16 protein-coding genes and 1 tRNA gene are annotated in these 20,426 nt (G+C 64.7%); 8 read left to right on the top strand and 9 right to left on the bottom strand.

Annotation, left to right across the window (positions count from 1 at the left end; genetic code table 11):
* Positions 1-9: 9 nt before the first annotated feature.
* From NKI50_RS13330 to NKI50_RS13300, 7 genes are all read right to left on the bottom strand, one after another.
* Complete coding sequence (locus tag NKI50_RS13330) at positions 10-609, bottom strand: VOC family protein (RefSeq protein ID WP_352716786.1); 600 nt, start codon at positions 607-609, stop codon at positions 10-12.
* Positions 610-689: 80 nt separating this feature from the next.
* Entirely contained in the window at positions 690-1,520 is an 831-nt protein-coding gene (locus NKI50_RS13325) for an ATP-binding cassette domain-containing protein (protein ID WP_023717868.1), read from the bottom strand.
* Positions 1,513-2,403, bottom strand: a complete 891-nt coding sequence (locus tag NKI50_RS13320; RefSeq protein ID WP_352590791.1) for an ABC transporter ATP-binding protein — start codon at positions 2,401-2,403, stop codon at positions 1,513-1,515. The genes NKI50_RS13325 and NKI50_RS13320 overlap by 8 nt, the downstream gene beginning before the upstream one ends.
* Complete coding sequence (locus tag NKI50_RS13315; protein ID WP_352716784.1) at positions 2,400-3,248, bottom strand: ABC transporter permease; 849 nt, start codon at positions 3,246-3,248, stop codon at positions 2,400-2,402. Before NKI50_RS13315 ends, NKI50_RS13320 begins: the two co-directional genes overlap by 4 nt.
* Complete coding sequence (locus NKI50_RS13310; protein WP_352716782.1) at positions 3,241-4,248, bottom strand: ABC transporter permease; 1,008 nt, start codon at positions 4,246-4,248, stop codon at positions 3,241-3,243. Before NKI50_RS13310 ends, NKI50_RS13315 begins: the two co-directional genes overlap by 8 nt.
* A 70-nt stretch (positions 4,249-4,318) precedes the next feature.
* The gene (locus NKI50_RS13305; RefSeq protein ID WP_352716780.1) at positions 4,319-5,845 is read right to left on the bottom strand and encodes an ABC transporter substrate-binding protein; all 1,527 of its coding nucleotides are present in this window, start codon (positions 5,843-5,845) and stop codon (positions 4,319-4,321) included.
* Positions 5,846-5,952: 107 nt separating this feature from the next.
* On the bottom strand, positions 5,953-7,527 hold the full coding sequence (locus tag NKI50_RS13300; RefSeq protein ID WP_352716778.1) for a phytoene desaturase family protein: 1,575 nt from the start codon (positions 7,525-7,527) through the stop codon (positions 5,953-5,955).
* Positions 7,528-7,649: 122 nt separating this feature from the next.
* On the opposite strand from NKI50_RS13300, the gene NKI50_RS13295 reads away from it, so the two are divergent.
* The 5 genes from NKI50_RS13295 to NKI50_RS13275 all read left to right on the top strand — a co-directional run bounded on the left by NKI50_RS13295 (position 7,650) and on the right by NKI50_RS13275 (position 14,580).
* Positions 7,650-8,441 (top strand): cyclase family protein, encoded by a 792-nt coding sequence (locus tag NKI50_RS13295; protein ID WP_352716776.1) that lies wholly within the window; start codon positions 7,650-7,652, stop codon positions 8,439-8,441.
* A gap of 311 nt (positions 8,442-8,752) precedes the next feature.
* Entirely contained in the window at positions 8,753-10,324 is a 1,572-nt protein-coding gene (locus NKI50_RS13290) for a phytoene desaturase family protein (RefSeq protein ID WP_023717861.1), read from the top strand.
* Positions 10,324-10,800 (top strand): MarR family winged helix-turn-helix transcriptional regulator, encoded by a 477-nt coding sequence (locus tag NKI50_RS13285; protein WP_023717860.1) that lies wholly within the window; start codon positions 10,324-10,326, stop codon positions 10,798-10,800. The genes NKI50_RS13290 and NKI50_RS13285 overlap by 1 nt, the downstream gene beginning before the upstream one ends.
* A 44-nt stretch (positions 10,801-10,844) precedes the next feature.
* Complete coding sequence (locus NKI50_RS13280; RefSeq protein ID WP_352716773.1) at positions 10,845-12,998, top strand: thiamine pyrophosphate-dependent enzyme; 2,154 nt, start codon at positions 10,845-10,847, stop codon at positions 12,996-12,998.
* Positions 12,991-14,580, top strand: coding sequence for an indolepyruvate oxidoreductase subunit beta family protein (locus tag NKI50_RS13275; protein ID WP_352716771.1), 1,590 nt, complete (start codon positions 12,991-12,993; stop codon positions 14,578-14,580). Before NKI50_RS13280 ends, NKI50_RS13275 begins: the two co-directional genes overlap by 8 nt.
* A gap of 26 nt (positions 14,581-14,606) precedes the next feature.
* On the opposite strand, the gene NKI50_RS13270 is transcribed toward NKI50_RS13275, so the two are convergent.
* The gene (locus NKI50_RS13270) at positions 14,607-14,777 is read right to left on the bottom strand and encodes a hypothetical protein (protein ID WP_023717857.1); all 171 of its coding nucleotides are present in this window, start codon (positions 14,775-14,777) and stop codon (positions 14,607-14,609) included.
* 333 nt (positions 14,778-15,110) lie between these two features.
* On the opposite strand from NKI50_RS13270, the gene NKI50_RS13265 reads away from it, so the two are divergent.
* Both NKI50_RS13265 and NKI50_RS13260 read left to right on the top strand, forming a co-directional pair.
* Entirely contained in the window at positions 15,111-17,795 is a 2,685-nt protein-coding gene (locus tag NKI50_RS13265; RefSeq protein WP_352716769.1) for an ATP-binding protein, read from the top strand.
* 301 nt (positions 17,796-18,096) lie between these two features.
* Entirely contained in the window at positions 18,097-18,723 is a 627-nt protein-coding gene (locus tag NKI50_RS13260) for a LysE family translocator (protein WP_352716767.1), read from the top strand.
* A gap of 35 nt (positions 18,724-18,758) precedes the next feature.
* Here NKI50_RS13260 and NKI50_RS13255 read toward each other — a convergent pair.
* Positions 18,759-18,834, bottom strand: a tRNA-Thr gene (locus NKI50_RS13255).
* 383 nt (positions 18,835-19,217) lie between these two features.
* On the opposite strand from NKI50_RS13255, the gene NKI50_RS13250 reads away from it, so the two are divergent.
* The gene (locus NKI50_RS13250) at positions 19,218-20,381 is read left to right on the top strand and encodes a hypothetical protein (RefSeq protein ID WP_352716765.1); all 1,164 of its coding nucleotides are present in this window, start codon (positions 19,218-19,220) and stop codon (positions 20,379-20,381) included.
* Positions 20,382-20,426 lie beyond the last annotated feature (45 nt).

Raw genomic sequence — 20,426 nt, 5'->3', positions numbered from 1 at the left:
ACTCCCGGGCTATTTTTCCGGGTTCTTCGGGCTCCACAGCACCGTTTCTGCATCCTTTTCATAGGCCATGCCATTGGGATAGCTGATCGCTTCCAACTGCAAGCCCCAAGGGGCCTGGAAGTAAAGGATGGCCTGGCCGGCGGCGGGGCCTTCGGTAACCGGCAGCGGTCCCATTCGCGTCTTGACGCCCTTGCCGTCAAGATAGGCTTTTGCGGCGGCGATGTCGTCGACATAGAAGGCGATATGGAAGCCGCCTATGTCGCTGTTGCGAGGCGTCAGGTCCTTCTGGTCCGGCGCGGTGTATTTGAACAGCTCGATGTTCGACCCGTGTCCGCAGCGGACCAGGGTGATCTCCTCGATCACCGCCTTGGGATCGACGCCCAGCAGATCCTGCATGAATGTGCCCTTGTCGTCGGCGAACGGGCCGAACGACATCGCCTTCTTGCAGCCAACCACTTCGGTGAAGAAATCGACCGCCTGCTGCATGTCGGGGACGGTGACGCCGGTGTGGTCGTGGCCACGCATGCCGGGTATGGAACTGGCGCAAGCGGTGCTGATGCTTCCCAGCACGGTGGCTGCAAGCGTCGCATATCGGATCGCATTCTTCATATCAGTCATCCTCCATAGCGGGACATTTTGCCGGGCGCACGCCCGAGGCCCGCTCTTCGGCGTGCGAATAGGATTGTGCTTCATGCCGGCGCCTTTGGGGCGGGAAGCAGCCAGGCGTCATCGATCTCGGGCAGCGGAATGGCGGCGAGGAGGTCGCGCGTGTAGGCCTGCCGCGGGTGCTCGAACAAAGTATCCGTCGCGCTGGCTTCGACGATCGCGCCTTCGCGCATGACGATCACTTGTCGGCAGAGCCTCCGGATCACCGACAGATCGTGGCTGATAAAGGCAACGGTCAGGCCCATTTCGGCGGCGAGTTTTTCCAGCAACGTCAGGATCTGCGCCTGGGTCGACACGTCGAGGCCGGAGACGATTTCGTCGGCCAGCACGAATTTCGGCGACAGCGCCAGTGCGCGGGCAATGCCGACGCGCTGGCGCTGGCCGCCCGACACTTCGTGACGGTAGCGGCCGGCAAAGCTCTGCGGCAGGCCGACGCGCTGCAGCGCCTCCGCGACGCGTGCCTTGAGATTGTCGCCAAGCCCGTTCTGCTTGAGGGGTGCTGCAATGATGCTGAAGATGGTGCGGCGCGGGTTGAGCGACGACATCGGATCCTGGAAGATCATCTGCAGATTGCGGCGCAGCGGCCGGAGCTCGGCCTCAGGCAGATGTGTGATGTCGCGGCCGTCGAACATGACGTTGCCGGCACTGGGCTCCAGCAGGCGCACCAAGGCACGGCCGAGCGTCGATTTGCCGGAGCCGGATTCGCCGACGATGCCGGTCACCGATCCCCTTGGCAGGTCGAAATCCAGGCCCTTCAGGATCTCGGCCAGCGGCGCCCGGCCGATCAGCGGTTTGCGCGTCATATCGGGCAACGCAACCTTCAACCCGCGCACGGAAAACAGCGGCTCAACCATGCGGTCGCCTCCATGCCTGATCGGCGGCGGCGATCTCCGCGGCCAGCCCGGCCAGCACCTTGTCGTCGACCGGCTTCAGCGAGGCGAACGGATCGGTGTAGCGCGGCGTCGCCGCCATCAGCGCCAGCGTATAAGGGTGCTGGGGTGCGGCGAACAGCGCTGCGGTATCGGCCTCTTCCACCACCTTGCCAGCATAGAGCACCGAAACTTTCTGGCTGATCTTGGCAACCACACCGAGATCGTGAGTAACGAACAGGATCGCCGTGCCGTGCTCGCGCTGTAATTGCGCGATCAGCCGCAAGATCTGTTTCTGCACGGTCACGTCGAGCGCGGTCGTCGGCTCGTCGGCGACGATCAGCCTTGGTTCGGCTGCAAACGCCGCGGCGATCAGCACGCGCTGCCGCATGCCGCCGGACAGCTCGTGCGGATAGCATTTGAGCACGCGCTCGGGGTCGCGGATCTGCACCTCGTCCAGCAATTGGCGGATGCGTGCATCGGCCTTCTCACCGCTCCAGCCGAGGATGCGCACCAGCCGGTCGGTCATTTGCGGGCCGATGCGCCGTGACGGATTGAGCGCCGTCAGCGGGTCTTGCGGGATCAGCGCCGTGCGCGCGCCGATCAGGGTGCGCCTTGCCTTGGGTGCCAGCCGGCCCAGATCCTCGCCTTCGAGCAGCATATCGCCTTCGACGATGCGCACGCTCGGTGGCAGCACGCCGAGCACGGCCTTGCCGATCATCGTCTTGCCGGCGCCGCTCTCGCCGACCAGCGCGCGGACTTCTCCGGGCTCGACGGCGAGCGACACCGAGCGCAGCACGCGCAAGCCATTAGGCAGCACCGCGCTAAGGTTGCGTATGTCCAGGCAGGGTTTCGCAGGCGCGTTCATCGCAGCACCGGATCGAAACGCGCCCTGAGGCCCTCGCCGAACTGGCTGAACGACAGCACCGTCAGGATCAGCGTGACCAGCGGGAACACCAGCACCCACCAGGCCTGATGGATCGACAGGCGGCCCTCGGCGATGATGCCGCCCCAGGTCGGGTCGTCTGTCGAGATCGACAGATTGACGAAGGACAGGATCGCCTCGACGATGACGGCAATGCCCATCTCCAGCGACAGCAGCGCCACAATCGACGGCACCACATTGGGCAGCACCTCGCGCAGCATGATGCCGATGCGGCCATAGCCGGCGATGCGGGCGTTCTCGACATAGTCCATGCGCGACTGACCCATGGTCTCGGCGCGGATCACCCGGCAGAAGCGCGTCCAGTCGATGACGGCGATGGCGATGATGACCGAGCTCAAGCCGGTGCCGAGCACGGCGACCAGAAGGATGGCAAACAGCACCGGCGGAAACGCCATCCAGACATCGACGATACGCGAGATGATGCGGTCGGCCCAGCCGCCGAAATAGCCGGCGATCAGGCCGAGCGCCGAGCCGACCAGGCAGGCGGCAAAGGCCGCCGCGAAGGCGACGATGAAGGCGATGCGCGCACCGAAGATCAGCCGTGACAACAGATCGCGGCCGAGGCTGTCGGTGCCGAGCCAGTAGCCGGGCTCGGCACCGCCCAGCCAGAACGGCGGCAGGCGCTCCAGCATCAGATCCTGCGCCAGCGGGTCCTGCGGTGCGACCAGCGGCGCAAAAATTGCGGCCAGCAGCGCAATCAGCAGCCAGCCGCCGGCCAGCCACAGGCGGGCGCGCGAGCCATGTCTTGAAATGCGGGCCTCATCCATGGCGCAGCCTCGGATTGAGCAACGCGTACATCATGTCGACGGCAAGGTTGATCAGCACGAACAACAGCGCGAAGACCAGCACGATGCCCTGGATCAGCGGCAGGTCGCGATTGATGACGGCATCGATCGCCATATTGCCGAGACCTTCATAGGAAAACAGCCGTTCGACGATGACCGTGCCGCCGATCAGAAAGGTAAACTGCACGCCGACCAGAGTGAGCGTCGGCAGCGCCGCGTTCTTCAACGCCTCGCGCAGGATGACCTGCGTTTCCGAAAAGCCCTTTACCCGCGCCAGCACGACATAGTCGAGGTCGAGCACTTCCTTCAGCGACTGTTTCAGCAGCTGCGAGATGATCGCGGCCAGCGGCAGCGCCAGCGCGATCGCCGGCATCAGCATGTGTGCCAGCAGGTCCCTGGTCAGGTCGAAGCGCAGTCGCACGATGCTTTCGAACAGATAGAATTGCGTGGCGAAGGGCAGGTCGAGTTGCGGCGACACCCGGCCGGAAATGTGGAACACCGGCACCAGCACGCCGAACAACAAGATCAGCACCAGACCCCACAGGAAATCGGGAATCGAGAGCGCCGCACCACTGGCAATGTCGATGCCGGCCTCGACCGCGGTGCCGCGCTCGCGCGCGCCGAGGATCGCCATCGTGCCGCCGATCGCCATCGCCATCACAAGCGCGACGGAGGCGAGCTCCAGCGTCGCCGGGAGGCGATTGAAGACCAGCCCCAGCACATCCTGCCGCAGTGAGATCGACGTGCCGAAATCGCCTCTGACTACGCCGGACAGCCAGATGAAGAATTGCTGGACGATCGTCTTGTCCAGCCCGTACAGCGCGCGCAGCCGCGCGATGTCGGCATCGGTGGCGCCGGGCGGCAGCATCATCGCGATCGGATCGCCGGGGGCGACGCGGATGACGATAAAGACGACGACGGCCACGCCGAACAGCGTGATCGCCATCGTCAGAAGACGGATCAGGAATCTTTGCAGCAGCATGGTCGCCTGTATGCCTGGCGGAAAAGGCGCGCCGTCGTTGCAGACGGCGCGCGTTAGTCCCGGGCCGATCTCAGGCAGGGCTCATCAGCGCCGGCAACAGCGCGCCCGACACATGCTGCACGACATTGACGCCCTTGGCATGCACGATCGGCTGCGCATACTGGATCAGCGGCAGCACATAGGCCTGCTCGGCGATGTATTTGTCGACGGCCTTCCAGCCGGCAATGCGCTTGGCCTCGTCCTTCTCGCCCCATAGCGGGTTGATCATGTCGATCAGGTCCTGGCTGTCCCACACCGAATGCGGGCTTGGGCCATACATGGCAAAGCCGGTGGACGTGGTGGGATCGCCGATGGCATTGCCCCAATTGTAGAAGGCTGCCGGCGCCAGCTTGTCGGCGGCGCGCAGCTCGTAGTGCTTGGCAATTTCGTAGACCTCGATCGTCGCCTCGATGCCGACCTTGCGCCACATGCCGACGATCGCCTGGATCATCTCGTAATCCTTGGGCTTGAAGCCCTTGGTCGTCTGGATCGTGAACTTGACCGGCTTTTCCGGCGAATAGCCGGAGGCGGCCAGCAATTCCTTGGCCTTTTCCGGGTTATGTTCGACCTTGATCGACGCATCGTAGGCAGCGTATTCCGGCGTCTCCAGCGTACCGATCGGCTGGCCGTAGCCGCGCAACAGCCGGTCGACCAGCAGCTTCTTGTCGACCGCCATCACCGCCGCCTGGCGCACGTTCTTGTCCAGCATCACATCGATGTCGTTGAAAAAGATCATGCCGATGTCGGAAACGTTCTTGCACGAGCCGGCAAGCCCGTCCTTGGCGATCAGGCGGTCATATTCCTCATAGGGGATTTCGAGCGTCACCTGCGAGGAACCGGACTCGATCTCGGCGACGCGGCTCGCCGCATCGGTGACGAACTTGATGGTCACGTTTTTGAAGGCCGGCTTGCCACCCCAATAGTTAGGGTTGGCCTTGAGCCGCAGGAAGGCGTTGCGCTCGAATTTGTCGACCATATAGGGCCCGGTGCCGATCGGAGCTTTCTCGAAGCCTTCGGCGCCGACCTTCTCGTAATAGGCCTTCGGCATGATGTAGCCGGTCAGGAACGACATCCATTTGAAATACACCGGGTCGAATTGCACGACATCGCCGGTGATCTTGTTGCCGTCGATCTTGAAATTGTTGACGTTCTTCCAGACGAACTGGATCGGGTTGCCGGTCTTCTCGTCGCCCGCCCGCTGCAGCGACCAGACCACGTCTTCGGCCGTGAAGGGCGAGCCGTCATGCCAGGTGACGCCTTCGCGCACCGTCATCATGATCTTGGCGCGGTCGTCGTTCCAGCCCCATTCGGTGAGCAGGCCGGGCGCAAAGGACAGATCCGGTTTCTGCGGGATGAACTGGTCGAACACCGACTGGTAGAGGCCCTGGATGGTCGGGTTGACCGCCGAAGGCCCAGTGGTCGGGTCCCAGGACGGCAGGTTGACATTGTAGGCGATGGTCAGTTCGCCGGCTGCCTTGGCTTGTTGCGGCAGGCCGAGCGCCGTGGCGCCAAGTGCGGCCGCGCCATATCCGAGCAATTCTCGTCTGTTGATTGTCATGGTCGTTCCCCTGTTGCTTTTATGCGCGGTGTCGTTGTCAATCGGTGGGTTCAGGCTCCTTGGGCAACCGCGCCTTGTCCTCCTTCACCCTAGATGAAAAATGGACCCTACCTCCCGCCAAGCTGTTGCGCGAGCATGAAGCCCGAGCCCGCACCGGTGCCGGCGCCCGGCCATGTTGCCGCCCCGGTCAGATGCAGATTGCCGACCGGCGTGTTCCAGCCGGCGTAACCGCGCGCCGGCCGGAACAGGAAATTCTGCGCCAGATGATGGCTGCCGCAGATCTGGTCGCCGCCGACAAGGTTCGGGTTCTCGCGTTCGAGGTCGATGGGCGAGAACACGGCGCGGTCGAGGATCTTCCGGCGAAGGCCGGGCGCATAGCGCTCGATAATGTCGAGGACGCGCTCGGCGTAGTGCTCCCTAGCCTCGTCCCAGTGAGCCGCCGCGATCGTGCCCGCCGCATCGCTCACAATCTCGGCCGGCAGCATGCGCACCTGCACCCACAGCACATGCTTGCCGTCGGGCGCGCGCGATGTGTCGACCGCCGTCGGCTGACCGACGACCAGCACCGGTTCGTCCGGCAGCATGCCTGACATCGCCTGCTGATAGGTCCGCGACATGGCATCGAGCGACGGCGACAGATGCACATAGGCGAACTGCCGAAGCTCGGCGCCGGCGCGCCAATCCGGCAGATCGTCGAGCGCCAGATGGATCATCATCGTCCCCGGCGCGTGGCGAAAGTTTTTCATGGCCGTGTCGAAACCGGCGTCGCCCGAACCGTCAGGCAACAGCTTCCCGATCAGCGCCTTGGGCGCGACACCGGCGATAACAGCCTTGGTGGCGGTGTGGATCTCGCCGGAAGCGAGCCGCACGCCGGTCGCCTTGCCGGCGGACACCGTGATTTCGGCGACGTCAGCCCCAGTGACGATCTTGCCGCCGGCAGCCGTGAGCATCCCCGACAAAGCGTGGATGATGGTGTCGGCGCCGCCCTTGCCGAGCACCATGCCGAAGCACTGGTTGGCCATGGATTCGAGGTAAGGAAACACCGCGCCGCCGGCGATGTCGGGGGCGAAGTCGAGATGCATGCCCCAGGTGGCGAGCGTCGCCCTGACATGCGGCGACTGGAAAATCTCCTCGAGCCACGCGCGGGGTGAGGAAAGCAGCAGCCGCCCGGTATCGAGCGCGCCGGCAAAACCCTTCTTGCGCCACAGGTTCCAGGCAGTGCCGGCGAGCGCTCGACCGCTCATCGGCGAGCCCAGCAGCCGGAACAGATGCTCGGCCTCGGCCGGGAATGCCGCAACCAAGCGGCGCCATGTGGCGACGTCGATTGCGGAGAAGGCGGCCATTCGTGCAGCGGTCGTTTCCAGATCGCTGCTGACACCGAACCAGCGGCCGTCGGGGAACGCACTGGCAAAACAGTCGGCCACCGGCACGAATTCCAGCCCGTGGGTTTTCAATTCATTTGCATATTTCTTGTGAAAGGCCGAGCCGGCAAAAAGGCTCAGATTCATCGCGCCGAAATCGTGCCGGAAACCCGGCAGCGTGAATTCACGCGTCTGGACGGCGCCGCCAATCGTTGCATCGCGCTCGAAAACGGCAGTTTTCCAGCCTTTGAGCGCCAGATGCGCGGCGCATGCCAGACTGTTGTGGCCTGCCCCGACAAATATGGCGTCGAACTCGCTCACATCCCACCCAACCCATTTCCTTTATGCTTAAAGATAATTGCAGATGCATATGTTTTCGTCTAGTAGGATATTAAGGGCCGCAACGAGCCTTCAGAGCCATCCAAGAAGAGGGAACACAGACCATGGATACGCAACAACTCCTCGGCGAAGTCGCCGGCCAGCTTCTTTCAGGCGCCATCCAGGTGGTCGACCTGACGGCGCCGCTCGGGCCGGACACACCGCTGATCAAGCTGCCGCCGGAACTGGCGGTAGACACGCCGAAGATCGAGATCCACGCCATCTCCGCCTATGACAAGAACGGACCTTGGTGGGCGTGGAACTGGCTCAAACTCGGCGAGCATTCAGGCACGCATTTTGATGCGCCCAATCACTGGATCACCGGTAAGGATTATCCGGACGGCGCCACCGACACCATTCCGGCGCAGAATTTTGTCGGACCCGTCAATGTCATCGACTGTTCGGAGGAAGCGGCCGCCGATCACGATTTCCTGCTCGCCGTCGATCACATCAAGGCATGGGAAGCCGAACATGGCGTTATCAACGCGGGCGAGTGGGTGGTGATGCGCACCGACTGGTATAAGCGCAACGGCTCGGAAGCCGAGTTCCTCAACGCCAATGAGACCGGTCCTCACACGCCCGGCCCGACCGCGGAAGCCATCCAGTATCTGATCGGCAAGGACATCAAGGGCTGGGGCAGCGAGACGATCGGCACCGATGCCGGCAAGGCCGGCGGCATGGAGCCGCCATTCCCGGCGCACAGCCTGATGCACAAGGCCAATCGCTACGGCCTCGCCAGCCTGTGCAACCTCGACCGGCTGCCGCCGAAAGGCGCGATCCTGATCGCCGCACCACTCAAAATCGAGCACGGCACCGGCAGCCCGATCCGCGCGTTGGCGTTGGTGCCAAGGCAATAGGGTAGCTGCGGTCTTCGGGAGAAGATCATGTGCGCAGGCAGCGTTGTAGTGACGAATTGGGAGCGGCAGCCTTGCAAAGCTGGGGCTCTACGGCGCCCCCCTCTGTCCTGCCGGACATCTCCCCCACTTGGGGGGAGATTGGCAGTTTCGGCGCCCCGCTCATTCCTGCGACGTTGGAGAGTGGCGAAGGCCGCGGTGACAGCCGATCTCCCCCCAAGTGGGGGAGATGTCCGGCAGGACAGAGGGGGGCGCGAAGGAACGCCAACCCGCGCAAATGAATTCCACCTTCCGCTCACCGGGAGCACGCATCGATGAGCGCTCCTGATCACATCATCGTCGGCAGCGGCATCAACGCGCTGGTCTGCGCCGCGATGCTTGGCGGCAAGGGGGCGAAGGTGCTGGTGCTCGAGCGCAACGACCGCATCGGCGGCTGCATGCGCACAGAAGAAATCACCGCGCCCGGCTTCATCCACGACGTGATGGCGACGACCTTCGTTCTGTTCATCACCTCGCCGGCCTATGCGGCGCTGGGCAAGGATCTGGCGCGGCACGGGCTGGAGTTCTGCAATACCTCCACGCCGACCGGCGTGCTGCGTCCGGATGGCAGCCATGCCATCCTGCGCACCGATCGCGCCGCCAATGTCGCGGCGGCCAATGCGCTTGCCGCGGGCGACGGCGACCGGCACGGCAGCGATGTCGGCGAGATCGAGCGCAATGCCGGCCTCCTGTTCGGGCTGCTCGGCGGCAGCCTGTGGTCTTACCCGACGGCAAAGCTGCTGGCGGGCGAGGCATGGCGGCGCGGCCCGCGTGGCCTTGCCGCCTTTGTCGGCGACGCGCTGGTGCCGGCGCGCGGCTGGCTGGAAAGCACCTACCAGTCGGAAACCATGCGCGCGCTGTGGGCGCCCTGGGTGCTGCATGCCGGCCTCGGGCCCGAAGATGCGTTTTCGGGACAGATCGCCAAGGTCATCGCCTTCGCGCTTGAGGCGGCCGGCGCGCCGATCGTCAAGGGCGGTGCCAGGAACCTGCTGTCCGCCTTCGAAGCCCTGATCAGGGAACGTGGCGGCGAAATCCGCACCGGCGCCGACGTCGCGGCCATCGTCCAGAGCGGAGGCCGTGCAACCGGCGTGCGGCTGGCTTCCGGCGAGATCGTGACCGCCAAGAAGAGCGTGATCTGCTCGGTCACGCCGACCCAGCTTTACGACCGGCTGCTCGGCAGGGATGCTGCAAAGGACGACGCCGAAGCAGCGCAAAAATACCTCTACGGCAAGGGCAATTTCCAGATCCACTATGCCTTGGACAAGCCGCCGGCATGGCGCGGCGAGGGCCTGGACAAGGTCGCGCTGCTCCATCTGACACCCGGGCTCGACGGCGTGTCGAAGGCCTGCAACGAGGCCGTGCGCGGTATGTTGCCGGAGGTGCCGACCATCTGCGTTGGCCAGCCGCATGCGCTCGACCCGTCGCGCTGTCCGGACGGCAAGGCGATCCTGTGGCTGCAATTGCCCGAGGCGCCACGGCATATCAAGGGCGATGCCGCCGGCAAACTGCAGACACCAGCGGACGGCCGCTGGACCGAGGCGCTGCGCGAAGCCTATGCCGACCGCGCCGAAGCGATCCTCGCCAGTCATATCGAAGGATTCAAGGACAGCGTCATCGCACGCCGCGCCTATTCGCCGGCCGATTTGGGAGCGATGAACATCAACTTGGTCGGCGGCGATCCCTATGGCGGCTCCTCGGCTATCGACCAGTCGTTCCTGTGGCGGCCGTTCAAGACGAGCCGCAATCACGATACCGGCGTCAAGGGCCTCTACCATATCGGCGCCTCGACCCATCCGGGTGCTGGCTTGGGTGGCGGCTCCGGCTTCCTCCTGGCGGGGAGGCTGTGATGGAACAGAAGGTTGTGCGCCAGCGCATCTCGACACTGGGCCAGATCGGCCTGCAGCAATTCGCGCCCTATCTGATGAACCGCATCATGGGCCGCTACAATGCCACCTTGCGAGATAATTTCCGCAAGCAGGGCCTGACCATTCCGCAGGTGAGGACGCTGGCCGTCCTGTCGGTCACCGATGGCGTCACCGTCAACGATCTGTCGGTCTATACCGTCATCGAGCAGTCGACCTTGAGCCGTACGCTCGACACGCTGGAGGGACAAGGGTTTGTGCGGCGCGAGCAGGGGGTTACCGACAGCCGTATCCGCCATGTGTTCCTGACCGACGATGGCCGCGCCGAATTCGCGCGCGCCTGGCCGGCCATGCACGACGCTTTCGAGACGATGTTCGACGACATCGACGATGCCGAATACGCGGCGCTGATCGCGACGCTGCAAAAGATGCTGAAGAACATTCGCAAGCACGACATCTGATCTTACGCGCCGCCAGATTCTGGCGGCAACGGAAGGAGCCCAAAATGGCCGAACGGTCTTTTGCCAAGGAAGTCGAAAAGCTCAGACTCGGCGCCGGCGAGGAGTTTTCCGGCGAGGGCATTCTGGCCATCACCAAGGCGCTGCTGCAATGCGGCGTCGGTTATGTCGGCGGCTATCAGGGCGCGCCGATCAGCCATTTGATGGACGTGCTGGCCGATGCGCAGGATATCCTCGGCGAGCTTGGCGTGCATTTCGAGGCAAGCGCCTCGGAAGCCACCGCTACCGCCATGCTGGCGGCATCGGTGCATTATCCGATCCGCGGCGCGGCGACCTTCAAGTCGACGGTCGGCACCAATGTCGCGTCCGACGCGCTGGCCAACCTGGCGTCCGGCGGCGTCACCGGCGGCGCACTGATCATCGTCGGCGAGGATTACGGCGAAGGATCGTCGATCATGCAGGAGCGCAGCCACGCCTTCGCCATGAAAAGCCAGGTCTGGCTGCTCGACCCGCGACCGAACCTGCCGTCGATCGTCAAGGCGGTAGAGGACGGCTTCGAGTTGTCCGAGGTTTCCAACACGCCGGTCATGCTGCAGGTGCGCATCCGCTGCTGCCATGTGCACGGCCATTTCATCGCCAAGGATAACAAGCGCCCGGCGATGACGGTCGCCGATGCGCTCGAGGCGCCGCGCCGCGACACCGGCCGCATCGTGCTGCCGCCCGCGTCCTTCCTGCACGAGAAGGAAAAGGTGCAGAAACGCTGGCCGGCGGCGGTGGATTTCATCCGCGACAACAAGATCAACGAGTTCTTCGGCCCGGAGCACGGCGCGGTCGGCATCGTCATGCAGGGCGGAATGTACAATTCCGTCATCCGGGCGCTGCAGCGGCTCGGCCTCGCCGACACCTATGGCGACACCGACGTGCCGCTCTATGTGCTGAACGCCGTCTACCCGCTGGTCGATGACGAGTTCCTGTCCTTCTGCGAAGGCAAGGACGCCGTGCTCGTCGTCGAGGAAGGCCAGCCCAACTACATCGAACAGGCCTTTGCCGCGATGCTGCACAAGGCCGGGCGCGGCACCAAGCTCGTCGGCAAGGAACATCTGCCGATGGCCGGCGAATACACCGGCCAGGTGATGCTCGATGGCATCGGATCATTCCTGCGCGCCACCATCCCGCATCTGCTGCCAAGCGAGGTCCGCGCGCCGAACAAGATCGGCGACGGGCTCGACACCGCCGACCTGATCAACGTCGTCCCGGGCCGCCCGCCCGGCTTCTGCGTCGGCTGCCCGGAGCGGCCGATCTTCGCCGCCACCAAGCTGGTCGAACAGGAGTTGGGCAAGCACCACATCGCCTCCGACATTGGCTGTCATCTGTTTTCGATCATGCCGCCCTTCGAGCTCGGCGCCACCACCATGGGCTACGGATTGGGGCCGGCCTCGGCCTCGGCGTTCAATTCGCCCGATGCTAGGCGCCGCTCGATCTCCTTCGTCGGCGATGGCGGCTTCTGGCATAACGGCCTGACCTCATCGATCGGCAATGCGGTGTTCAACAAGAATGACGGCGTCATCGTCATCGTCGACAATTTCTATTCGGCCGCGACCGGAGGACAGGACATCCTGTCGTCCCGCGCCGGCAACAAGACGAAGTCGACCAAGCATCCGATCACCGAGGCGGTGAAGGGGATGGGCGTCAAATGGCTGCGCCACATCGACCGCACCTACGACGTAACCAAGATGCAAGACGCGCTGCGCGAAGCGCTGACGACGGACGAAAAGGGCCCAAAAGTCATCGTCGCCTCGTCCGAATGCATGCTCAACCGGCAGCGCCGCGAAAAGCCTCTGGTCGACAAGGCGATCAAGGGCGGTAAGCGGACGGTCAAGCCGAAATTCGGCGTCGACGAGGATATCTGCACTGGCGATCACGCCTGTATGCGGCTTTCCGGCTGCCCGTCGCTATCGGTGAAGTCGCTGGACGACCCGCTGCGCGACGATCCGGTGGCGCATATCGACGAGAGCTGCGTCGGCTGTGGCAATTGCGGCGAGGTTGCCGACGCGGCGGTGCTCTGCCCGTCCTTTTACCGCGCCGACGTGGTGCACAATCCGAGCCGCCGGGACCGTTTCCTGGAAGCGGCGCGCCGCGCCATGATCGGCCTCTTGCAGCGGCGCCGTGAAAGCCGGCGCCTGACATTCGCCGATGCTTGACGCTGTCCCATCAGCCCGTTCCAAGGCCGGCGCGCCGGACGACGAGCGCGTCATCAAGCTTGCCGTGCTGGCGGTCGGCGGCCAGGGCGGCGGCGTGCTGGCCGACTGGATCACCGACGTCGCCGAGCGCAACGGCTATGTCGCGCAATCGACCTCGGTCGCCGGCGTCGCCCAGCGCACCGGCGCCACCATCTATTACGTCGAGATGTGCCGCGACAGCGGCCGGCTGCCGGTCTTCGCGCTGTCGCCGTCGCAGGGCGACGTCGATATATTGATCGCCGCCGAACTGATGGAGGCCGGCCGCGCCATCATCCGCGGCTTCGTCACGCCGGAGCGCACGACACTGATCGCCTCGTCGCACCGCATCGCAGCGGTCTCGGAAAAGATCGAGCCCGGCGACGGACGTGCATCGTCGCCAAAGGTGCATGCGACTGCCGAGGCAGCGGCCAAGCGCTTCATCGCCTTCGACATGGAGAAGATCGCCGCCGACAACGGCTCGATGATCTCGGCCAGCCTGCTCGGCGCGCTGGCCGGCTCCGATGCCTTGCCGTTCACACGCGAGAGCTACGAGCAGGCGGTCAGTGCCGGCGGCCGCGGTGTGAAGGCCAGCCTCGCCGCCTTCGGCGCCTCCTACGATCGGGCGCGCGGCATCGCGAGTGCGCCTTCGGGCGATAAGACGGCACAGCCGGCAGCCGCTGAAACTGGCTCGGGCGCGGCGACAAAAGTCAGCGGCCCGCAAAGTCTCTTGCGAGGCTGGCAGCACCTGGCCGCCCGGGTCGATGCTTTGCCGGCTCCTGTCCGCGACATGGCGATGCGCGGTCTGAAAAAGGTTGTCGACTATCAGGACATCGCCTATGGCGGCGAGTATCTCGACCGGCTAGACCGGGCCGTCGTCCTGGACAATGCCGAACATGACTACGCGCTGTCGATCGCCGCCGCCAAGCATCTGGCCAATGCGATGTGCTACGACGACATGATCCGCGTCGCCGACCTGAAGACGCGCTCGAGCCGCGACCGACGCGTACGTCGCGAGGTCGGCGTCAAGGACGGCTCGGTCCTGCAGGTGACCGAATATTTCCATCCGCGCATTGAGGAATTCTGCGGCACGCTGCCGGCCGGGCTCGGCAGCTATATCGAAAGCCGGCCGAAGCTCGCCGCATTCCTCGACCGCCGCATCAACCGCGGCCGCCACATCCGCACCGACAGTTTTGCCGGCTTTGCCGCATTGTGGTTCATCGGCGGCCTGCGCCGCTGGCGCCGCCGCCTGCTGCGCCACAAGGTCGAGACCGCGCATCTCGAGCGCTGGTATGCGCTGGCTCTCGGCCAAGTCAGAGAAGACTATGCGCTGGCCGTCGAGATCCTCAACTCCCGCCGGCTGATCAAGGGTTACAGCGACACCCACGCCCGCGCGCAGTCGAAATTCGACCGGGTGCTGTCGGCGCTCGACCTGCTCAAGGGCCGCCCGGACGCCGCCGACTGGATCAGACGCCTGCGCGAAGCCGCGCTGAAGGACGAGAAGGGCGACATGCTTGACGGCGCGCTGAAAACCGTGGCGTCGCTGGGTGACACCTCGCCGAGCTGAGGCGCTCGTTCAACCCCGGCTGCAACTCAGTCTGTTGCCCATGTCGCCTTCGACGCGGCAGTCTGCAGGGCAATTCTGAGGCCAATGATCTCGGCGATCGCAGCCTCCAGCACCAGGACGATCGTTTCCTTTGCCACATCATCGAAATTTTCGGCGACATAGCTCAGGTCGCTTAGGACATCGTCTTCCTCTTCCATGATTTTCACCCCCTGTTGAACGTCAGGCCGGAACGGCCGACGATGAGATAGGCTTTGGGCTGGATCGATGGAACGCGTTTCTTTCACGCTATCATCACGGACGTGAGGCTATCCAGCCCGCTTCGCTAGGTCTTGTCGCCGCCTTGGTTGTCTGCCTGTTTTGTAGTCTTCATGCCTATGGCAGCAGCAAACATATCGGCTCCGGGACAAAATAACGCCCGCTTCCCAGGGGTGATTTGCCAAATCGCCGCGGTCATGTGAGGTCATGTGAAATGAGCGTGTTGCACTCATTGCCTACTGTTGTACCTTCAATATTCTGGAGGCGCGGGTTTGATGCTGCTTGAGCGAGAGGACCCACTTGGAGCTTTGTTGGCCGCGGCCGAGAGAGCTGCTGCCGGACATGGTGGGACCGTGCTGGTGCATGGCGAGGCGGGCCTAGGCAAGACCTCTCTGCTGCGCGAATTCGCGGAAAACGCCGACCGGGACTGCCGGGTGCTGTGGGGCTGGTGCGAGGCGCTCTTCACGCCGCGTCCATTGGGCCCTCTCCAGGACATGGCGCACTTGCTCGACCCGCGCGTGGCAGCGCTGCTTGAGGAGACCGCAGCCCCGGAGCGGCTTTTCCCGGCATTGCTGAACGCGCTGCAGCGCGCCAAGGGCACGACCGTGCTCATCTTCGAGGACATGCATTGGGCGGATAATGCGACGCTCGACCTCGTAAGATATCTCGGTCGCCGCGTCTCCCTGCTCCGCACCATGCTGGTGCTCAGCATGCGCAGAGAGGACTTGAACGCCGATCACCCGCTGACCCACGTGCTCGGCGATCTTCCCGCCGCCTCCGTACGCCGCGTGACGCTTAAACCGCTGTCTCCCCAGGCGGTTACGATGCTGGCCGAACAGGCCGGCCGTTCCGCCGACGGGCTTTACCGCATTACTGAGGGCAATCCCTTCTTCGTTACCGAGCTCCTGTCCAGCAGCGAGACCGAATCGGCGCGCGTGCCCGATTCCATACGCGACGCGGTGTGGTCCCGCCTGTCGCGCCTGACGCCTGGAGAGCGCGACGTGCTGGAGGTCATGAGCATCATGCCGGGCAGCGTTGAGCCGTGGCTGATCCGGGCCCTTCTCGGGGACGAGACCGAAGCGCTCGTGGATCGATGCGTCGACCGTGGATTGCTGCGGCGGGACGATCAGGGCGCGCTGACATTTCGCCACGAGCTTGCCAGGGAAGCGACGCTCGACCGGCTCTCCCCCTCTCTGCAACGTTTGCTTCATTCCAAGGTCGAAGCGGCACTCTCGGAAGTTCCGGCGTCGCAGGCAAGCGCTCTGCTTTCGCGCCGCGTCCATCACGCCGGCGGCGCCGACAATGGCGAACGCGTGCTCGAACTCGCGCCACTTGCCGCCAGGCAGGCCGCCCGCCTGGGCGCGCACCGGGAGGCGGCCTCGCATCTGGCGACCGCACTCAGATATGTCGACCAAGCCCCGCCGGAACTGGCCGCGCAGTTGCACGAGGACTGGGCCTACGAGGCCGGCCTGGCGCTGCTTGTCTATGACGCCATCATCGAGGCCCGGCATCGCGCCATCGCTATCTGGCGGCAGCTGGACCGGGTCGACAAGATAGGGCTCAATTTGCGCTGGCTGTCGCGGCTGCACTGGCGGCGCGGCGAAGGTCCGCAGGCGGAAGAGTATGCGGACCAGGCCGTGCATGAAGTGGAAAGGCTGCCGCCGGGTCCCGAAGTGGCAATGGCCTACAGCACACGCTCGCAGCTCCACATGCTGCACTATCGTTTCGACGAGGCGATCGAATGGGGCGAGCGCGCGATCAGCCTGGCCGATCGGCTGGGTGAGGTCGAGACGCGCGTTCACGCCCTCAACAATGTCGGCACCGCGCTCATGTTCGCCGACCGTCCCGGCGGCCGTGAGCGGCTGGAGGAAAGCCTTGCCCTGGCGCTCGAGCACGGGCTCCACGACCATGCGGCGCGGGCCTATACGAACTTTGCGGAATGCGCGGTGGTGGCCAAGGACTTCGAGCTGGCGGAGCGGCTGCTGGCCGAAGGCATCGCATTCTGCACCAGGCACGACCTCGATTCGGCGGCGCAATACCTGCTCGGCCGGCAGGCGCAGCTTTGCATGGAACAGGGCCGGTTTCGCGAGGCCGCAACCATCGCTCAGGGCGTCATGAATGTGGAGCGCCTGCCGATGGTGATGCACTTGCCGGCGCTCACCGTGCTTGGCACGGTCCGCGTAAGGCTGGGCGAGACCGACGGCGTCGACCTTTTGCAGCGGGCCCTTGCGGAGGGGCAGACGACCGGCGAGCCGCAGCGTATCGTCCCGGTTCGCCTGGCGCTGACGGAGGCGGCCTGGCTTGCCGAGGATATCGGCGCCGGCCACGCGCAGCTTACCGAGCTGGCGGCCATGAACCTCGACAATTTCCGCCCCAGGGACCTTGGCGAATTGTCGGTCTGGTGGCGTCGATGCGGAATGCCCGGATCGCTGCCGGCGCTATCGGCGCCCATACCGTCGCCCTGGTCCGCCGAGCTTGTCGGCGACCCGCAGGCCGCCGCGACGGAGTGGACGCGTTTCTCGCTGCCCTACGAGGCAGCACTTGCCCTCATGCAGGTTCGTGGGGCGGATGCCGGAACGGCGCTCGCTCGCGCCGTGGCGATGCTGGACGAGATCGACGCGCCCGCGGCCGCAGCGCTGGCGCGCAAGCTCGCGCAGCGTCAGGGCCTGTCAGGCCTGCTGCCGAAGGTGCAGCGCGGACCCTATGCGGCGGCCCGTCGCCATCCACTCGGCCTGACACAGCACGAGCAGAAGGTGCTCGCCCTGATCGCCCAGGGCATCAGCAACAAGGAAGTCGCGCGACATTTGTCGCGCTCGCCCCGCACGATCGAGCATCACGTCTCCTCGCTGCTCGGCAAGCTCAACGCCGCAAACCGCATGGAAATCCTCCTGCGGCTGCGCGGCGAGCCGTGGCTCCTGACCGGCACCCATCCGTTGGAACCGCACCAGACGGGACCATGATTCCAGCCGATTCTGTCGGGATGGAACAGGCTCTGGGTAGTTCCCGCCGCGAAATTTCCGCGAAAACTGGGAAATCGACCGCCTAAAAATGGGTGGCGGTACCGATTTGCATGCCCGCCGCTCCGCGTAGGCTTCTGCTCGCAGCGTGGATGGACCTCCCAACACCACGACGCCTTCACGATCCGGGGGCGAAGGCGGGCAACGGCGGGCGGTGCGGGGAACCGCCGCCGGCGTCCGGCGGCTGGGGCGCGACGGGAATTCCTCGCCGCTCTGTGATCGACGCAACGAACGGGAGGCTGCAATGTCAAATTCGCTTCTGCCGTCGACGGCCATGCTGCAATTCCTGGCGGCATATACGGTGATCATGATCACACCAGGCCCGATCGGGCTCGCGACCGGCAGCCTTGCCTCCCTGCACGGCTTTGGCAGGACGATTCCGCTCGTGGCCGGGATCGGCGCCGGAACCGCCGTGCTGGCGGTCCTGGTGGCGTTTGGCGCCGTTCATCTTTCCGGGTCGCTGTCGGTGCCGGCGGTCAAGATCGCCGGTGCGGCGGTCCTTGGCTGGATGGCCCTGCGCATCGCCAGAACGGCGCCGCCGGCCGCCGGCGACGAGCCTCAGAGACGGCAGGCCGGATTGTTTGCCGGCGGGTTTCTCATCAGCATTCTCTCGCCTGAAACCGCCACTTTCTTTGCCGTCGCCTTCATGGGGCTGATGCTGCCGATCCGGAATTCGAACGAGATGCTGATGGTCGCGGCCATCGTAGCCATCATCGACATAGGCTGGTACGGATTTCTGGCCCTCGCCCTTTCGCGTCCGGTCGTGCGCGCTGCCGCGATGCGGCATCATCGGGTCATCTGCCGGGCGGCGGGGGTCGTGCTGGCAATGCTCGCGCTCGTCTCGGCGGCGTCGGCCTTTCCACTCGGCTGAGCGCTGGTTGAAGGAGGCGCGCGGGATAGGTCGTTTGGTGCCGCTTGCGTGACTCGAACACGCGACCCCATCATTACGAATGATGTGCTCTACCAACTGAGCTAAAGCGGCCCGGGAAGCCGAGCTTCCAGGATGGGCTGGGTGATAGACGCAACCAGCGTTTAATTCAAGATGGTAGCGTTGAATTCAAGATGGCAGCCGCGAATTCAAGGACGAGGCTTGGCAAATCGTATCGGTCCCGGGCCGGGCGCAAGGGCAGCAGCCGCGCCGATCCGCCATAGGCCGTGCGACGCCGTTTCGCACGGCCGCCCCGACCGCCACGTTGCCGCCGTGACCGGAAAAGCAGCGAAAAATGTTGATTCCTTTACCGAAAACCGCCGAAATGAGCTTTGCACCCCTCGGCAAGGCAGAATGCGGCCGCTCGCTTGTTGATTGATTGGTCGCCTGCGGCTAACGATCATGACAATGTGAATGAAATTGCAGAGGGAATTTGCTTGGACGCGATCGAAAAAGCGATCCGCAATGCCTTCGAGAAAGGCAATGCCGACGACCGGGCGTTTCGCGAGCGGGTCTATCGATCGGCTTTCGCGGCACTCGACCGTGCCCTGCAGGCCAATCCAAACGTCACCGTGGAGGTCGCCATCAAGCGCCGCAAGGCGGTCCAGGCCAAGATCACCGAAATCGAATCGGAATTCCTGCCGGCGGTTCCCGATGTCGCCGCGCCGACCGACAGTTTGGAGACAGCACCGGCGGTGGAGCCTCCAGCTGAAACCGAAACCGAAGCCGAGCCCGTGCCGTCGTCCGATGTCGTCGTTGACGGTCCGGCGCAGCCGCCCGAATCCGATGCGCCCCGGTCGCGCGTCCTGCCGGTCGTCCCCGACATCATGCCCGATGCACCTGTTGCCGAAGTGCCGGTGATCGACATGGGGGCCTCGGCTCCGACCGAAGCCGACGTCGAAACCGACGATGCGGAAGTGACGCCCGACCGCGACGACCGGCGGGCGAGGCGGCGGCGCCTGCCTTTGACCGCGATCTTCCTCGGTGTGACGCTGCTCGCAGCCGCCGGCATCGGCCTTTATTTCGCCAACCAGACCGGCGTCTTCAAATCGGCAACCGAACTCGACACGGCGCCGCCGGAAGTGCCGCCAACGGTCGACGGCGACGATTTCACGCCGGATGACACCGCTTCGCCGCCAAAGCAGGGCGAGGAGGACCAGGCGCGCGACTGGATCAACGTGTTTTCGCCGGGCGACCCGACGCAGGTCAATGCGCCGTCGGACGCCAAGGCCGACGTTGTCCAGGACGAAAGCGGTTCCTTCCTGCGCATCCGCTCGGGCGCATCCGGCTCGGCCATCAGCTTCGACGTCGGGCAAGGCGTGCTGGAGCGGATCGCCGGCAAGCATGCCACATTCGACATCATCGCACGCTCCGAGGAGGGGCAGGAGACGCAGATTTCCGTCGACTGCAATTTCGGCGAACTCGGCGACTGTGACCGCAAGCGCTATGCGGTCGGTCGCGAGCGCAATGAATATCTGTTCGACGTGCGCCTTCCCGACAAGCGTCCGGGCGCTGCCGGCACCATCGCCATCAATTCCGACTTCGACAAGCAGGGCAAGTCGGTCGACATCTACGAGATCCGCGTTTCAGTCGTTCCCTAGAAGCGCGTCGCGTTCGACCGGCCTCATGCGACGCGCTTCAGGTTC

Origin of the sequence: Mesorhizobium sp. M0563 (assembly GCF_040321065.1) — a bacterium.
Lineage (GTDB): Bacteria > Pseudomonadota > Alphaproteobacteria > Rhizobiales > Rhizobiaceae > Mesorhizobium.
Note: the sequence above shows the minus strand (reverse complement) of the source record. Positions and strands in the feature narration are given on the sequence as shown.

Excerpts from the sequence above, each read along its gene's own strand:
- NKI50_RS13320 (WP_352590791.1), bottom strand. The coding sequence starts at position 2,403 with ATGAACGCGCCTGCGAAACCCTGCCTGGACATACGCAACCTTAGCGCG.
- NKI50_RS13270 (WP_023717857.1), bottom strand. The coding sequence starts at position 14,777 with ATGGAAGAGGAAGACGATGTCCTAAGCGACCTGAGCTATGTCGCCGAA.
- NKI50_RS13325 (WP_023717868.1), bottom strand. The coding sequence starts at position 1,520 with ATGGTTGAGCCGCTGTTTTCCGTGCGCGGGTTGAAGGTTGCGTTGCCC.
- NKI50_RS13305 (WP_352716780.1), bottom strand. The coding sequence starts at position 5,845 with ATGACAATCAACAGACGAGAATTGCTCGGATATGGCGCGGCCGCACTT.
- NKI50_RS13275 (WP_352716771.1), top strand. The coding sequence starts at position 12,991 with ATGCTTGACGCTGTCCCATCAGCCCGTTCCAAGGCCGGCGCGCCGGAC.
- NKI50_RS13315 (WP_352716784.1), bottom strand. The coding sequence starts at position 3,248 with ATGGATGAGGCCCGCATTTCAAGACATGGCTCGCGCGCCCGCCTGTGG.
- NKI50_RS13265 (WP_352716769.1), top strand. The coding sequence starts at position 15,111 with ATGCTGCTTGAGCGAGAGGACCCACTTGGAGCTTTGTTGGCCGCGGCC.
- NKI50_RS13310 (WP_352716782.1), bottom strand. The coding sequence starts at position 4,248 with ATGCTGCTGCAAAGATTCCTGATCCGTCTTCTGACGATGGCGATCACG.
- NKI50_RS13295 (WP_352716776.1), top strand. The coding sequence starts at position 7,650 with ATGGATACGCAACAACTCCTCGGCGAAGTCGCCGGCCAGCTTCTTTCA.
- NKI50_RS13290 (WP_023717861.1), top strand. The coding sequence starts at position 8,753 with ATGAGCGCTCCTGATCACATCATCGTCGGCAGCGGCATCAACGCGCTG.
- NKI50_RS13330 (WP_352716786.1), bottom strand. The coding sequence starts at position 609 with ATGAAGAATGCGATCCGATATGCGACGCTTGCAGCCACCGTGCTGGGA.
- NKI50_RS13280 (WP_352716773.1), top strand. The coding sequence starts at position 10,845 with ATGGCCGAACGGTCTTTTGCCAAGGAAGTCGAAAAGCTCAGACTCGGC.
- NKI50_RS13260 (WP_352716767.1), top strand. The coding sequence starts at position 18,097 with ATGTCAAATTCGCTTCTGCCGTCGACGGCCATGCTGCAATTCCTGGCG.
- NKI50_RS13285 (WP_023717860.1), top strand. The coding sequence starts at position 10,324 with ATGGAACAGAAGGTTGTGCGCCAGCGCATCTCGACACTGGGCCAGATC.